Genomic DNA, 14,378 nt, shown 5'->3' on the forward strand with positions numbered 1-14,378 from the left:
ATGGAGAGGTTTCAGCTGGATTTACAGTTTTTCGCTGGTGAGAAGACCGAAAAGGCGACTCCAAAAAAACGTCAGGATTCGAAGAAAAAGGGTCAGGTGGCAAAGAGTCAGGATGTAAATACCTCTGTTAATTTAATTGCAGTGTTTTCAGTGCTATTGCTTATGGGGCCGTACATGTATAATCATTTGCTGGGTCTAATGAAAGAATATCTGCAACATTTTACATCGACTGGATTCAGCGAGGAGAATGTACAAATTATCATGATTGAGGTTTTAAAGGAGATGGGTCTCGTCCTTGGACCCGTTTTTGCTGCAGCGATAGTGGCTGGGGTATTGGCTAATGTCATGCAAATCGGTTTTTTGTTTTCGACTGAATCCATTCAGTTTAAACTTGAAAAATTGGATCCCATTAAAGGGTTCAAACGTATTTTTTCAATGCGGGCAATTGTTGAATTATTAAAATCCATTCTTAAAATATCTTTTGTTGGTTTTGTTGCCTTTTATGTACTATGGCAGCGCATGGGCGAGATTATGATGTTATCACAGATTTCTGTGGAAGCAGCGATGGCAACATTGGCGGATATTACGATTAAAGTAGGATTTTATGCTGCCGTGGCTTTATTGTTCATTGCTCTATTAGACTATTTGTATCAAAAATATGACTTTGAAAAAAACATCCGTATGTCCAAACAGGATATTAAGGATGAATATAAAAATTCCGAAGGGGACCCGCTTATCAAATCCAAGATTAAGCAAAAGCAAAGGCAGATGGCCGCTCAAAGAATGATGCAGGAAATTCCCAATGCGGATGTCGTCATCACTAACCCGACGCATTTTGCTATTGCTTTAAAATATGATGAAGATAAGGCCGAGGCTCCGTATGTAGTGGCAAAAGGCGTTGATTTTGTCGCTCAGAAAATTAAATTCATTGCTAAAGAAAATGATGTGATCATGGTAGAAAATCGGCCTTTGGCCAGGTCTTTATATGATCAAGCTGAATTAGGTCAAGCGATACCTGAGGAGTTCTTTAAGGCGGTCGCTGAAATATTAGCCTTTGTATATAAAACCAAAGGTAAACTGTAAAGAAGTAACAGGGTAACCCGCTAGTTAGGAGAGAAAAAACATGCGAGCAAGAGATTTAGTTGTTATTTCGAGCGTCATCATGATCGTTGCCATGTTGGTCATTCCATTGCCAACATGGTTGTTAAGTATTTTACTCCTTTTAAATATCTCTCTTGCGCTGCTGGTTCTATTGACTACGATGAATATGAAAGAACCTCTCGAATTTTCAATCTTTCCTTCCTTGCTCCTTTTATTGACATTGTTCAGGCTGGGGTTGAATGTTTCGACGACTCGTGCCATTTTGACCTATGGTGATGCTGGTGGGGTTGTAGAAACTTTTGGTTCGTTTGTAGTCGGAGGTAACGTGCTTGTTGGATTAGTTGTATTCATCATTTTGGTCATCATCAATTTCATCGTCATCACGAAAGGATCCGAACGGGTCTCGGAGGTTGCTGCAAGGTTTACGCTGGATGCGATGCCAGGGAAACAGATGGCCATTGATGCAGATTTAAATGCAGGGATGATCTCCGAAAACGAAGCGCGTGCCAGAAGGGAAAAAATAAGTAACGAAGCAGACTTTTATGGATCCATGGATGGAGCGAGTAAGTTTGTTAAAGGTGATGCCATAGCAGGAATCATCATTGTCATCATTAACTTGATTTTTGGTATGATCATTGGCGTTATGCAATTGGACATGAGTTTTGGAGAGTCCGCTGTACATTTTTCCATGTTATCAGTTGGTGACGGTATCGTGAGTCAGATACCTGCTTTATTGATTTCGACAGCAACGGGAATCGTCGTCACTCGGGCAGCCTCAAATGGAAACCTCGGAGCGGATATTGTTGAACAGTTATTTCAATTTCCTAAAATGCTTTACCTGACAGCAGCGACCATTTTCCTTTTAGGATTATTCACTCCCATTTCCGACTTATTCACCATGCCGATTGCTGCTTTATTAGTCGTTGGAGGTTATACGATTTCAAGGATACCACAGCAGGATGAAAGTGAAATACAAGAAATGGAAGAAGTCCTGGAAACGGATGAAATGAAAAGTCCAGAAAGCGTCGTTAACCTTTTAAATGTCGACCCGATCGAATTTGAGTTTGGGTATGGATTGATTCCACTTGCAGATGCCAATCAAGGCGGGGACCTGCTGGACCGGGTCGTCATGATTCGCAGGCAGCTTGCAATTGAATTGGGGCTCGTGATTCCTGTCGTCAGAATACGTGATAACATTCAGTTGAATCCTAATGAGTATCGGCTGAAAATTAAAGGAAGTGTCATGGCAAAGGGGGAATTGCTCCTTAATCATTTCTTGGCCATGAGTCCAGGGATGGAGGATGATTCAATAGAAGGAATCGATACGATAGAACCATCCTTCGGTTTACCAGCCAAATGGATCACGGATGATATGAAAGAACATGCGGAGATGATGGGGTATACGGTAGTAGACCCGCCAAGTGTAGTATCCACACATCTGACGGAAGTCATAAAGGCCAATGCACAGGAACTATTGGGCAGGCAGGAAACGAAACAATTAATCGATCATCTCCATGAATCCTCACCTATACTAGTAGAGGAAGTCACTCCGAATCCCTTGTCTATAGGTGATGTTCAAAAGGTATTGGCAAAATTATTGAAGGAAAAAGTTTCTATAAGGAACTTACCGGTCATTTTCGAAACACTTGCTGATTATGGAAAGTTATCGACTGATACAGATTTGCTGACTGAATATGTAAGGCAGAATTTAGCCAGACAGATAACGAATTCTTTTATTGCTGATGAAAATAGAATTAAAGTCATAACATTATCGGGGAAAGTGGAAAAGGCCATTGCCGATGGTGTACAGCAAACCGAACATGGTAACTTTTTATCATTGGATCCAACTAAATCGCAATCCATATTGGAGGCAATTGCAGCCAAATTGGAAGAGCTGACGTTAATGGATCACCAACCGATCTTACTATGCTCTCCTGCGGTAAGGATGTATGCCCGGCAATTAACTGAACGTTATTTTCCTAATGTACCGATTCTTTCATACAATGAACTAGAATCGAATGTAGAAGTACAAAGTGTAGGGGTGGTGAATATCGATTGAAGGTAAAAAAATATTTGGCACCATCAATGAACGAGGCGATGAAGCGAATAAGGGGGGAACTAGGCAGTGATGCGGTCATCTTAAGTTCAAAAGCTGTGTATAATGGTGGTTTCCTAGGATTATTCAAAAAGAGGAGTATTGAGGTCATTGCAGCCATAGACCCGGTTTCCCAGCCTATCCAAACGGTAATGAAACAGAAATCGAAGAAGTTGCCATCGAAGCCGAAAATGGCAAATCATACACCTGATATTAATGAGGGCAATAAGGAAAGTGCCGATTTATTAAAAGAAATAGAAGGTTTGAAAGATATGATCAAGAGTATGCAAATCTATTCTCCTGATAGAGAATATCCGGGGAAACTGCAGAAATTCCACGATTACCTAATGGAGCAAGAAGTAGATATATCACTCCGCTCCCAAATCATGGATGAACTACTTGAGAAATGGTTCGTTTTCAAACAACAATCAACTGATGAAGAGATTCAAGTTTGGTTGGAGGAAGCCATGTACGGTATTTTGGAAAAGGTTGAAAACGGAAAACCTGGGCTGCAAAAAAAATATATTAATATTGTTGGCCCAACAGGTGTGGGAAAGACAACGACCTTAGCAAAAGTAGCTGCGGAAACCATGTTGAAGCATGATAAAAAGGTGGCTTTCATTACGACGGATACGTACAGGATTGCTGCAATAGATCAGCTTAAGACATATGCGAAGATTTTAAACGTTCCGATTGAAGTCGCTTATAATTTGGAGGATTTCAAAAAGGCGACTGAACGTTTCTCCCATTATGATTATGTTTTTATAGATACGGCCGGGAGGAATTTCCGTAACCCGCAATATGTCAAGGATCTTAATGAAATCATCCATTTTACAGATGAGATGGAAACCTATTTAGTGTTGTCATTAACCTCAAAACAAAAGGATATGGAAGATATTTATCGACAGTTTGCCACCATACCGATTAAACAGGTGATTTTTACAAAAGCGGACGAAACCTCCACTTTCGGGGCTATATTCAATTTTATACACACTCATAAATTAGGAGCCGCTTATATAACAGATGGACAGAATGTGCCAGACGATATTGAAATAGCTACATCATCACAGCTATTGAAAATGGCTTTTGAGGCTAAAAAATATGAAAGATCAAGCTGAGAACTTACGAAGAAGATTGGAAGCCCGCCAAAATCAATCAATGGCCAGGACGATTGCCGTTTTAAGCGGGAAGGGAGGAGTGGGAAAATCAAACTTTTCCTTGAATTTTTCCATTGCCTTATCCCAGAGGGGGAAAAAGGTCCTTTTGTTCGACATGGATATTGGTATGGGGAATATTGATATTTTGATAGGGGAAGACTCTCCCTACAGTATTATTGATTTCTTTGAAAATGATTGTAGTTTAAAAGATATCATCACGGCAGGACCGGGGAATATTTCAATCATTACCGGTGGAACGGGGCTGACGAATCTCTTTTCACTTGATGAAGATAAGTATACCCGTTTTAATGAAGAATTCAGTTTATTGTTGGTTAGCTACGATTATATTTTATTTGACATGGGAGCAGGTATTACTCAGGATTCTATGAAATTCATGTTATGTGTGGATGAATTAGTCGTTATCACGACGCCTGAACCTACTTCAATCATGGATGCATACTCCACTATGAAATATATTAACTCCGTAAATAAAGAGGTTCCGTTGTTCCTTGTTTGCAATAGGGTTTTCACGAGTAAGGACGGCAAAGAAACGATTAAGCGGCTCCAAAATGCACTAGTGAAATTTTTGGGTCGGGAAACAGTGGCTCTAGGGTACTTACCAGACGATGGAATAGTATCAAAATCTGTTACCAAACAAATGCCCTTCATTCTTTTCGATCCTGAGGCAGCTGTATCCAAAGCTATTATGGACATTGCGTCGAGATATGCAAATCATTCATTTGGGGGAGAATTGACTTTGCAAAGAAGCCATTTCCTCCGAAATATGAAGAGATATTTTCTTGGAAAGTAGGTCTCCTTTCATGGGTATTGTAAAAGTGCTGATAGTGGATGATTCTGCGTTTATGAGAAAGTTAATTTCAGAGTTTTTAACAGAAGATAGCAGAGTTGAAGTCATCGGGACTGCTAGGAATGGAAGAGATGCTTTAGATAAAATAAAGGCTTTAAAACCCGATGTCGTGACTTTGGATGTAGAAATGCCGGTTATGGACGGATTGGAAGCATTAAACCGGATCATGAGGGAATGTCCAACTGCTGTAGTCATGTTATCGAGCACAACGAAAGAAGGAACGGAAAATACATTTGCTGCCATGGACAGTGGAGCCTTTGACTTTGTGGCTAAACCTTCAGGTGCCATTTCATTGGATTTACATAAAATTAAGACAGAACTCCTTGAAAAAGTTATGGCAGCCAGCAGGGCAAATGTTCACAAACTACAAAAAAATGCAATGAATATGGAAATAAGCCCATCGTTTTGGGAAAAATATAGTAAAATAGATTCAATAGAATCAACAAAAAACGAAAAAAATAAAAAAACATGGTCCTATAGAAACAAGAAGATAATAGTCATTGGTACATCTACTGGAGGTCCAAGAGCGCTTCAGACCGTCTTGACAGAACTCCCACTAGATATTGATGCGCCTATACTCATTGTCCAGCACATGCCCCCCGGTTTTACAAAATCTTTGGCAACACGCTTGAACTCATTATGCAAGATTAAAGTGAAGGAAGCTGAAGAGGGAGAACTGATACAAAAAGGTGTCGCCTACATAGCACCTGGAGGTTTTCACTTAAAAGTGAAAAAAGTCGGAATGAGCTTGGCGGTCCTTTTGGATCAATCCGAATTGCGAAATGGACATCGGCCGTCGGTTGATGTGCTATTTGAATCGGTAAGTGAAATGAAGGATCTTGCGAAAATAGCCGTTATCATGACCGGGATGGGCATGGATGGGTCGATGGGGCTTACTAAGCTGAAGCAATGGGGTCCTTTAAAAGCTATAGCCGAATCACAGGAAACATCAATCGTTTTTGGTATGCCGAAAGCGGCAATCAATACCAATTTAATTGATTACATAAAGGATGTAGAAAAAATAGCTAAAGTGATAATAAGTTATTGTTAACACTTGGAGGTGGAAAGTGTATGGATATGAACCAGTATCTAGAGGTATTTATAGAGGAAAGTAAAGAACATCTTCAAACGTGCAGCGAACAGTTGCTGGTACTCGAAAAGAACCCGGAAGACCTCTCGATTGTGAACGAAATCTTTCGTTCAGCCCATACCCTAAAAGGGATGTCGGCAACTATGGGATATGAGGACTTAGCCAATTTAACCCATAAAATGGAGAATGTTTTGGATGCGATCCGAAACAGTCAAATCATCCTTACGCCCGAATTATTTGATGTGATATTTTTAGCGGTTGATGATTTAGAAGCGATGGTCATGTCCATTGCTGAAGGTGGAGATGGAAAAAGAGATGTGAAGAGGGTTGTTCACCAGCTTGAATTGATTGGAAAAGGGGAGTCGCCGGTTACTTCCTCCAGTGCAGAGATTGCTGCAGCTTCTGTCGTTCTTGAAATGGAGGAAATGACTGCGGGAGAGTACGATGAATTTGAATGGACAGTGCTTCAGCAGTCCAAAGATCAAGGCTTCAATAGCTTTGAGATTTCGATAGGTTTGCGTGAAGACTGTCTTTTAAAAGCTGCCCGGGTGTTTATGGTATTTGAGGTGCTTGAAAAATCAGGTGAAATAATCAAGTCACACCCACCTGTTGAAGTTTTGGAAGAAGAGCAGTTCGATCAGCAATTTACAGTCACGATGGTATCAAAAGAATCGAGTGAAGAGATAAAGAAAAGAATCATGAAGGTTTCAGAAGTAGGTCACGTTGTTATAAATGCCATTGATCTTGAAGGCATGCGACATACCGCCAATAATGCTAAAGAGGATAAAATTGCTGAAGTTCAGGAACAAGAGACAACCGATACCGAGCTTCCAACTGATAATAATGAGAAGAAAAAACAGGCACCCTTTAAGCCGGCATCAAGCAAGACCATTCGGGTGAACATTGAGCGGCTTGATATATTAATGAACTTATTCGAGGAACTTGTAATCGATAGAGGCAGACTTGATCAAATTTCTAGTGATTTGGATAATCAAGAATTGAACGAAACAGTTGAAAGAATGTCCCGTATAACAAGTGATTTACAAACAATCGTATTGAATATGCGGATGGTCCCCGTGGAAACGGTATTCAATCGTTTTCCTAAAATGGTTCGTCAATTAGCAAGGGATTTAAACAAGAAAGTCGATTTGGAAATCATCGGAGCTGAAACGGAACTTGATCGTACAGTCATTGATGAAATCGGTGACCCTCTCGTCCATTTATTAAGAAACGCCATGGATCATGGTGTTGAAACGCCTGAAGAACGTTTGGCGAAAGGGAAGAATGAAGAAGGTAAAATCCTATTAAAAGCATATCACAGCGGCAATCATGTTTTCATTGAAATCGATGATGACGGTGCAGGCATCAATAAAGAGCGAGTCTTGAACAAAGCACTTTCCAATGGGATATTAACTAAGGAAACTGCTGCCACTCTAACGGATAAGCAAATCTATGAATTGATATTCGCTTCTGGTTTCTCAACAGCGGAAACCATTTCGGATGTATCGGGGCGCGGTGTAGGTCTGGATGTAGTTAAAAATACTATTGAGTCTCTCGGTGGATCTGTCACGATTGATTCCAAGGAGAACGAAGGGTCCATTTTCCTTATTCAGCTTCCACTTACATTGTCTATTATTTCTGTCATGCTGGTTGCAATCCAAAATGAAAAATATGCCATACCGCTTTCATCGATTATAGAAACTGCGATCATAAAAAAAGAAGATATCATGAATGCCCATAATCAACAAGTTATTGACTTCAGGGGGAAGGTTCTGCCACTTCTGTTCCTGAAAGATATTTTTGAAGTGCCTATCAGTCAGGAAGAAGAAGCGTTTCTCTCTGTGGTCATTGTAAGAAAAGGAGATAAATTAGCTGGATTAGTCGTTGATTCATTTATTGGGCAGCTGGAAATTGTATTGAAATCACTGGGTAATTATTTAACAAGTGCCTTTGCAATATCGGGGGCAACGATTCTTGGAGATGGACAAGTTGCTTTAATCATAGATTGCAACACATTGATTCATTGAATGATAGATGAAGAGGGCAAGGTAATGGGACGTTTGCTCTCCCGTGCCGCATTCAGGTTCTCATAAGGTTACACCTGTCATCATGAAGTTTTTTTAGAGGAGGGGAACGGATGTCGCAGGATATGAAAGTAATCGTATTTCAAATTAAGGATAAAGAATATGCCATTCCGGTGGAAAAGGTCAGCGGTATCGAAAAGCTTCTGCATATTACCCGAGTTCCAAAGGCTGTTCAGTTTGTTAAGGGAGTCATAAATTTAAGGGGTGTAATCACTCCAATCATTGATTTACGGGTACGTTTTGGTTTCGAAGAGATGGCATACGATGAATCAACAAGAATCATCATCGTCATTCTGGATGATATGGAAGTGGGGTTGATAGTGGACTCTGCCAATGATGTTTTGGATATTCCGGTGGATAGTATCGAGCCGCAGCCTGAAGTTGTGGGACATTTAGCTTCAGAATACATAAGCGGAGTGGCTAAAATTGAAAAGCGTCTGCTCGTCTTGATTAATTTGGAAAAGGCTTTAAGTCTTGAAGTGACTGAAAATATGTTAAAAGAAGGATAATCATATGTCGTTCATTGAGAAAATCAATCCTCTTCAACTCGATATTTTGAAGGAAATTGGCAATATAGGTGCAGGCAACGCAGCAACGGCTCTTTCTTCCATCCTTAATAGGAAAGTTGATATGAATGTTCCTAATGTCCGGATCGTTTCCTTTGATGAAATGATGGAAATGGCTGGCGGGGCCGATCACGTCGTTGCCAGCGTTTTCCTTAGAATAGAAGGAGATGCTTCCGGAAGTATGTTTTTTATCCTTTCGCTTCCGGTAGCTCAATACTTTATTCGTCAAATGACTGGTGATGGAACCTTTTTGATAGATGCCACACCCTATACCGAATTGGCACTCTCCTGCCTTCAGGAATTAGGGAATATTTTATCTGGATCCTATCTTTCTTCACTTTCCGATTTCACTGGATTGAATATCTATCCATCCGTACCGTCATTGAGCATTGATATGGTAGGGGCCACACTAAGTTATGGATTATTGGAATTATCTCAAGTAAGTGACGCAGCCATTGTCATTGATACTGTACTTGAAAAAGGTCAGCATTTTGCTGAATCTATTGACGGTCATTTCTTTCTATTACCTGATCCCGGATTTTTTGATACCATTTTTTCCGCTTTAGGAGTGTCACCTAATGACTGAATTGTTAAAGGTCAAGGTTGTGAAGGTTGGAATAGCGGATATGAATATTATAAAACCTCCATATTCGATTCGCACTTCTGGTCTGGGGTCGTGTGTGGGTGTTGTGGTTTATGACCAAAAAAAGGGGATTGCCGGTTTGGCTCACATCATGCTGCCTGACTCTTCACTCTCTAAATCGGGACAGATCAACGCTGCCAAATTTGCAGATACGGCGATAAAGGAATTAGTACAGCTTTTAGTAAATGAAGGAGCAAGAATTCGATTCCTAAAAGCGAAGTTGGCTGGCGGTGCGCAAATGTTTCAATTTGCCTCAGGAGGAGATTTAATGAGAATAGGTCCCCGAAATGTGGATGCTGTCCGGAAAGAGTTATCTGACTTGCGCATTCAAGTCGTTGCAGAAGATATAGGCGGGAATAGCGGGAGAACGATCGAGTTCAATTTGAACGATTGTTTACTGAATATACGGACCGTTAATAAAGGGACAAAAAACATATAGTAACGATTAGGCTTTACTTAAAAAGAACCGCTAAAAATATGACAGGTGCACTTGCAATCAGATTATTGTTGCATTTATGGCCTTTAAGGGCCTTTTTGATCATAAGACGTATATAATGTAAGGAGGATGTCCAATGTCTCGTCTGACCATCGAAGAAGAGCAGTTATGTTGGGAAAATTGGGTTGATTGCAGGGACCCGCAAGCGGGGGACATTTTAGTTAAGAAATACATTCCTCTCGTTTCGTATCATGTTCAACGCATTTCAGTAAGCCTTCCTAAAAATGTGAGCCGAGATGATATAAGGAGTTTAGGGATGATGGGATTATTCGATGCCCTGGAACGTTTTGATACGAAGCGTGACCTGAAGTTTGACACATATGCTTCATTTAGAATTCGTGGTGCTATTTTAGATGGATTAAGAAAAGAGGATTGGCTTCCACGGAGTGCAAGAGATAAAGCTAAGAAAATTGAATCTGCAATAGAAAAGCTAGAACAGCAATATATGAGAAACCTTTCTCCAAACGAGATTGCTGCTGAATTGAATATTCCGGAAGACGAAGTATATGCTGCTTTAAATGGGAATTTCTTTGCCAATGTACTTTCAATGGATGAAAGTCCCCAAGAACATGACGACAAAGAAAGCACGAATTTTCATATTAAAGATGAAAAGGCAGATTTACCTGAGGAACATGTTTTAAGGGAAGAACTGTATGTGGAATTAGCCAAAGTCATAGAAACGCTTAATGAAAAAGAACAGTTGGTTTTACAACTTTTTTATAAAGAAGAACTGACATTAACCGAAATCGGACAAGTGATGAGCCTATCTACTTCTCGGATATCCCAGATTCACTCGAAAGCGATATATAAATTAAGAAACTCGATGCAAGATCAAAAGAATTAATCATATGTTGTTTGAAAAGGGAATGGAGCCAGGGGATGCATCCTGTTGATCCAAAAATCCGATTGCACGAAAAATGCCTCTTTAATGTCAGGGGCAGGTTGAAAGGTCTTAGGAACACACTTCAATAAATGTTTCGAAATCACAGAATGTTCGAACTGAACTTGGTCACGAAGAGCAGTTCAAGTTGATCCTTACTCCATTGTAAGGTAATCATAAATATTATTAAGAAGTCCAATGAGAACTCACTTTCAGCTCGGTTTTGTCTGGTTATTGGAAATGGAAAGGCGGTTTCCATATGAGTTTAAAAGCGATTGAGATGCAAATTGCACTCCCACGAACACAGGATGCAGGGAAAATCCAAGAGCAAGATCAACAAAAGAATTTAATCCAACAAGATCATGCTGCCCATCAAGTCCAAAAGGATTTAGAACGAAAACAAAGGACCATTGTAGGTGAAGAACGAAAGCTTCCGGCCCATTTTTATGAAAAAGAAGGTAATGCAGACAAGGGACAGTCTCAAAAAAAATATAAACAGAAAGAAATCCCCCAAAAAACAACATTGAAAAATGATTCCCATCCGTATAAAGGAAACTGGATTGACTATTCCGGTTAATTAGGAGGCAACATGTCAGTATTTTTTATGTTTCTGTTGTTTGTATTAAATATATTCACCATTTTCGCCATCATCGTTTTATATCTTCGACAAAACCGTTTAAGTAAGGTGGAAAAAGACCAAAAAGCCATGATTGATGAAATGGAACAACTTTTGTCTGGTTTTTTGATGGAGATGAAACAGGACAACGAGACATTGGTAAAGGCATTCACCAATTCAGTTGCAATGAATTCCGAGCATGATCAAAAAAGAAAAGAACATGGCGCAATTAGAGAAAACATGGAAGATAAAGAAGTAACACAAGAACAAAACATGCTGAAAGAGTATAAAGAAGGAAGCAGTGCCGCCACTAAAAAGCAGGCGATCAACGCTTACAAAATAATGCCTGAAGCCGATGAGGATAATGCTTTACCTGTAATAGTTGAGGACAAATTGGAACTTTCATCAGCAGCCACCACCCTTCCGAACGAGGGGAAGCCGACGGGTAAAGAATTTGCGGACATGCTACAGGCCTCGGTAAATGAACATTCATTAAATGAACAAGTAGATATGTTAGCTGATCAAGGTCATTCAATTGAAGAAATCGCCAAAAGGTTAGGTCGCGGTCAAACGGAAATAGAGCTATTACTAAAGTTTCGCATGAATAGATAAATATTACTTGATTGAGAAGAGCCATTATGGTATATTATGAAATGGTGTTAATACACACGCCCCGTGATTCTTGCAGTTGGTGCTGTTTCGACAGTTTCTGTATGAAAATGATCGGTGCGGAGGAAAAACAAAACCATTTAGGAGGAACTAAAATGTCAGTCATTTCTATGAAACAATTGCTTGAAGCTGGTGTGCATTTCGGACACCAAACACGTCGCTGGAACCCGAAAATGAAGAAATATATCTTCACTGAGCGTAACGGCATCTACATCATCGACCTTCAAAAAACAGTTAAAAAGGTTGAAGAAGCTTATAACTTCGTGAAAGAACTAGCTGCTAACGGCGGAACTGTTCTTTTCGTTGGTACTAAAAAACAAGCTCAAGAATCTGTTAAAGAAGAAGCTATCCGTTCTGGTATGTACTATGTAAACCAACGTTGGTTAGGTGGAACTTTAACAAACTTTGAAACAATCCAAAAACGTATTACTCGTCTTAAAGATATCGAAAAAATGGAAGCAAACGGAACTTTCGAAGTCCTTCCTAAAAAAGAAGTTATCCAACTTAAAAAAGAATGGGATCGCTTAGAAAAATTCTTAGGCGGAATTAAAGATATGAAGACTCTTCCAGATGCGATCTTCGTTATCGACCCTCGCAAAGAGCGTATTGCTGTTGCGGAAGCACACAAATTACACATTCCACTTGTAGGTATCGTTGATACAAACTGTGATCCGGATGAAATCGATGTAGTTATTCCTGCGAATGACGATGCAATCCGTGCTGTTAAATTATTAACAGGTAAAATGGCAGATGCTATCTTAGAAGCTAAACAAGGCGAAGAAACAGCAACTGAAACAACAACTGCTTAATAGGCAAAAAAGGTTGCTTAATTAGCAAGAAAAAAAGGTGATAAGAGGATAATGCCTTTTATCCCTTTTTTTTGCACTAAATAAGCATACATAAATCACTGTACGGAATGTTTTTTTTACAGGTATAGTCGATTTTTAAGGAAAAGAAATCATTATGTATTTAGTGCCGTCAAATTGACTGACTAAGTGGATGGCTTTTCTGGAATATTGCCATTGCTCGTTATTTTCTTTGTGATAACAAGTATTTTTTGGTAAAAATGGGTAAAGACTGAATAAACTGCATTTAATTTGAGGAGGATAAATATTATGGCAATCACTGCACAATTAGTTAAAGAATTGCGTGAAAAAACTGGTGCCGGCATGATGGACTGTAAAAAGGCGCTAGTACAAACTGAAGGAGATATGGAAAAAGCAATCGATTTCCTACGTGAAAAAGGAATTGCGAAAGCTGCTAATAAAGGAGACCGTATCGCTGCTGAAGGCTTAACTTCTATCGTTGTTGAAGGAAACCAAGCGGTTATTCTTGAAGTGAACTCCGAAACAGATTTCGTTGCTAAAAATGAAGGCTTCCAAGTTCTTGTTAAAGAATTGGCTGCATTCCTTCTTGCTAACAAACCTGAAAGCGTTGAAGTTGCTCTTGAACAAACAATGGAAAATGGAGCAAAAGTTGCAGATCATATCAATGCTGCAGTTGCTAAAATCGGGGAAAAATTAACTCTTCGCCGTTTCCAAGTTGTTACTAAAACAGATAACGACGCATTCGGTGCATACCTTCACATGGGTGGACGTATCAGCGTACTATCAGTTCTTGAAGGTACAACTGACGAAGATGCAGCAAAAGGCGTTTCAATGCACATCGCTGCAATTAACCCTAAATATATCTCTCGTGACCAAGTCGATGCTAGTGAATTAGATCGCGAACGCGAAGTTCTTACTCAACAAGCGCTTAACGAAGGTAAACCAGAAAAAATCGTTGCAAAAATGGTTGAAGGACGTATCAATAAATTCTACGAAGAAATCTGTGTTAACGAACAAGCTTTCGTTAAAAACCCTGATCAAAAAGTGGGACAATTCGTTGAATCAAAAGGCGGAAAAATCCAATCATTCGTTCGTTATGAAGTAGGGGAAGGTCTTGAAAAACGTCAAGAAAACTTTGCTGAAGAAGTAATGAACCAAGTTAAAAAAGACTAATTGGCAGATAATTAATAATAGGGAACACTCTGGTGTTCCCTATTTTTTGAAATGTCATGAATTTTTGGTTATATTGCAAGAAAGCATGATGAACGAATGAAAAGATTACATAG

General features: G+C 39.6%; 14 protein-coding genes. All 14 read left to right on the forward strand.

The window, feature by feature from the left end; all coding sequences use genetic code 11:
* The 14 genes from flhB to tsf all read left to right on the forward strand — a co-directional run bounded on the left by flhB (position 1) and on the right by tsf (position 14,265).
* Positions 1–1,083, forward strand: coding sequence for a flagellar biosynthesis protein FlhB (gene flhB / locus ACQKKK_RS14785; protein ID WP_427616870.1), 1,083 nt, complete (start codon positions 1–3; stop codon positions 1,081–1,083).
* A 40-nt stretch (positions 1,084–1,123) separates the two neighbouring features.
* Entirely contained in the window at positions 1,124–3,160 is a 2,037-nt protein-coding gene (gene flhA, locus ACQKKK_RS14790) for a flagellar biosynthesis protein FlhA (protein WP_427616871.1), read from the forward strand.
* Positions 3,157–4,314: a flagellar biosynthesis protein FlhF gene (gene flhF, locus ACQKKK_RS14795; RefSeq protein ID WP_427616872.1), complete on the forward strand. Its 1,158-nt coding sequence runs from the start codon at positions 3,157–3,159 to the stop codon at positions 4,312–4,314. The genes flhA and flhF overlap by 4 nt, the downstream gene beginning before the upstream one ends.
* Positions 4,298–5,164, forward strand: a complete 867-nt coding sequence (locus ACQKKK_RS14800) for a MinD/ParA family protein (RefSeq protein WP_427616873.1) — start codon at positions 4,298–4,300, stop codon at positions 5,162–5,164. Before flhF ends, ACQKKK_RS14800 begins: the two co-directional genes overlap by 17 nt.
* A gap of 10 nt (positions 5,165–5,174) precedes the next feature.
* Positions 5,175–6,272 carry a protein-glutamate methylesterase/protein-glutamine glutaminase gene (locus ACQKKK_RS14805; RefSeq protein WP_427616874.1) on the forward strand — a complete coding sequence of 366 codons (1,098 nt, stop codon included), beginning with the start codon at positions 5,175–5,177 and terminating at the stop codon, positions 6,270–6,272.
* Positions 6,273–6,292: 20 nt separating this feature from the next.
* Entirely contained in the window at positions 6,293–8,338 is a 2,046-nt protein-coding gene (locus tag ACQKKK_RS14810; protein WP_427616875.1) for a chemotaxis protein CheW, read from the forward strand.
* Positions 8,339–8,448: 110 nt separating this feature from the next.
* Positions 8,449–8,904: a chemotaxis protein CheW gene (locus tag ACQKKK_RS14815; RefSeq protein ID WP_427616876.1), complete on the forward strand. Its 456-nt coding sequence runs from the start codon at positions 8,449–8,451 to the stop codon at positions 8,902–8,904.
* Between the two features lie 4 nt (positions 8,905–8,908).
* Positions 8,909–9,547 carry a chemotaxis protein CheC gene (locus tag ACQKKK_RS14820; protein ID WP_427616878.1) on the forward strand — a complete coding sequence of 213 codons (639 nt, stop codon included), beginning with the start codon at positions 8,909–8,911 and terminating at the stop codon, positions 9,545–9,547.
* Positions 9,540–10,043, forward strand: coding sequence for a chemotaxis protein CheD (locus ACQKKK_RS14825; protein WP_427616879.1), 504 nt, complete (start codon positions 9,540–9,542; stop codon positions 10,041–10,043). Before ACQKKK_RS14820 ends, ACQKKK_RS14825 begins: the two co-directional genes overlap by 8 nt.
* 133 nt (positions 10,044–10,176) lie before the next feature.
* Positions 10,177–10,944, forward strand: a complete 768-nt coding sequence (locus ACQKKK_RS14830; protein WP_427616881.1) for a FliA/WhiG family RNA polymerase sigma factor — start codon at positions 10,177–10,179, stop codon at positions 10,942–10,944.
* A 295-nt stretch (positions 10,945–11,239) separates the two neighbouring features.
* Complete coding sequence (locus ACQKKK_RS14835; RefSeq protein WP_427616883.1) at positions 11,240–11,557, forward strand: hypothetical protein; 318 nt, start codon at positions 11,240–11,242, stop codon at positions 11,555–11,557.
* Positions 11,558–11,569: 12 nt separating this feature from the next.
* Positions 11,570–12,208: a hypothetical protein gene (locus ACQKKK_RS14840; RefSeq protein ID WP_427616885.1), complete on the forward strand. Its 639-nt coding sequence runs from the start codon at positions 11,570–11,572 to the stop codon at positions 12,206–12,208.
* Between the two features lie 152 nt (positions 12,209–12,360).
* The gene (gene rpsB, locus ACQKKK_RS14845; RefSeq protein ID WP_056526825.1) at positions 12,361–13,074 is read left to right on the forward strand and encodes a 30S ribosomal protein S2; all 714 of its coding nucleotides are present in this window, start codon (positions 12,361–12,363) and stop codon (positions 13,072–13,074) included.
* 306 nt (positions 13,075–13,380) lie between these two features.
* Entirely contained in the window at positions 13,381–14,265 is an 885-nt protein-coding gene (tsf, locus tag ACQKKK_RS14850) for a translation elongation factor Ts (RefSeq protein ID WP_427616887.1), read from the forward strand.
* The last annotated feature ends 113 nt before the right edge of the window (positions 14,266–14,378 follow it).

The sequence above is a fragment of the Peribacillus sp. NPDC006672 genome, assembly GCF_050274955.1.
In the GTDB taxonomy this organism is placed as follows: Bacteria; Bacillota; Bacilli; order Bacillales; family DSM-1321; genus Peribacillus.

Bases quoted from the DNA above. Each gene is read 5' to 3' on its own strand.
- flhB (WP_427616870.1), top strand. From the start codon at position 1: ATGGAGAGGTTTCAGCTGGATTTACAGTTTTTCGCTGGTGAGAAGACC.
- rpsB (WP_056526825.1), top strand. From the start codon at position 12,361: ATGTCAGTCATTTCTATGAAACAATTGCTTGAAGCTGGTGTGCATTTC.
- ACQKKK_RS14820 (WP_427616878.1), top strand. From the start codon at position 8,909: ATGTCGTTCATTGAGAAAATCAATCCTCTTCAACTCGATATTTTGAAG.
- ACQKKK_RS14840 (WP_427616885.1), top strand. From the start codon at position 11,570: ATGTCAGTATTTTTTATGTTTCTGTTGTTTGTATTAAATATATTCACC.
- ACQKKK_RS14815 (WP_427616876.1), top strand. From the start codon at position 8,449: ATGTCGCAGGATATGAAAGTAATCGTATTTCAAATTAAGGATAAAGAA.
- ACQKKK_RS14800 (WP_427616873.1), top strand. From the start codon at position 4,298: ATGAAAGATCAAGCTGAGAACTTACGAAGAAGATTGGAAGCCCGCCAA.
- ACQKKK_RS14810 (WP_427616875.1), top strand. From the start codon at position 6,293: ATGGATATGAACCAGTATCTAGAGGTATTTATAGAGGAAAGTAAAGAA.
- ACQKKK_RS14825 (WP_427616879.1), top strand. From the start codon at position 9,540: ATGACTGAATTGTTAAAGGTCAAGGTTGTGAAGGTTGGAATAGCGGAT.
- tsf (WP_427616887.1), top strand. From the start codon at position 13,381: ATGGCAATCACTGCACAATTAGTTAAAGAATTGCGTGAAAAAACTGGT.
- ACQKKK_RS14835 (WP_427616883.1), top strand. From the start codon at position 11,240: ATGAGTTTAAAAGCGATTGAGATGCAAATTGCACTCCCACGAACACAG.
- ACQKKK_RS14805 (WP_427616874.1), top strand. From the start codon at position 5,175: ATGGGTATTGTAAAAGTGCTGATAGTGGATGATTCTGCGTTTATGAGA.
- flhA (WP_427616871.1), top strand. From the start codon at position 1,124: ATGCGAGCAAGAGATTTAGTTGTTATTTCGAGCGTCATCATGATCGTT.
- ACQKKK_RS14830 (WP_427616881.1), top strand. From the start codon at position 10,177: ATGTCTCGTCTGACCATCGAAGAAGAGCAGTTATGTTGGGAAAATTGG.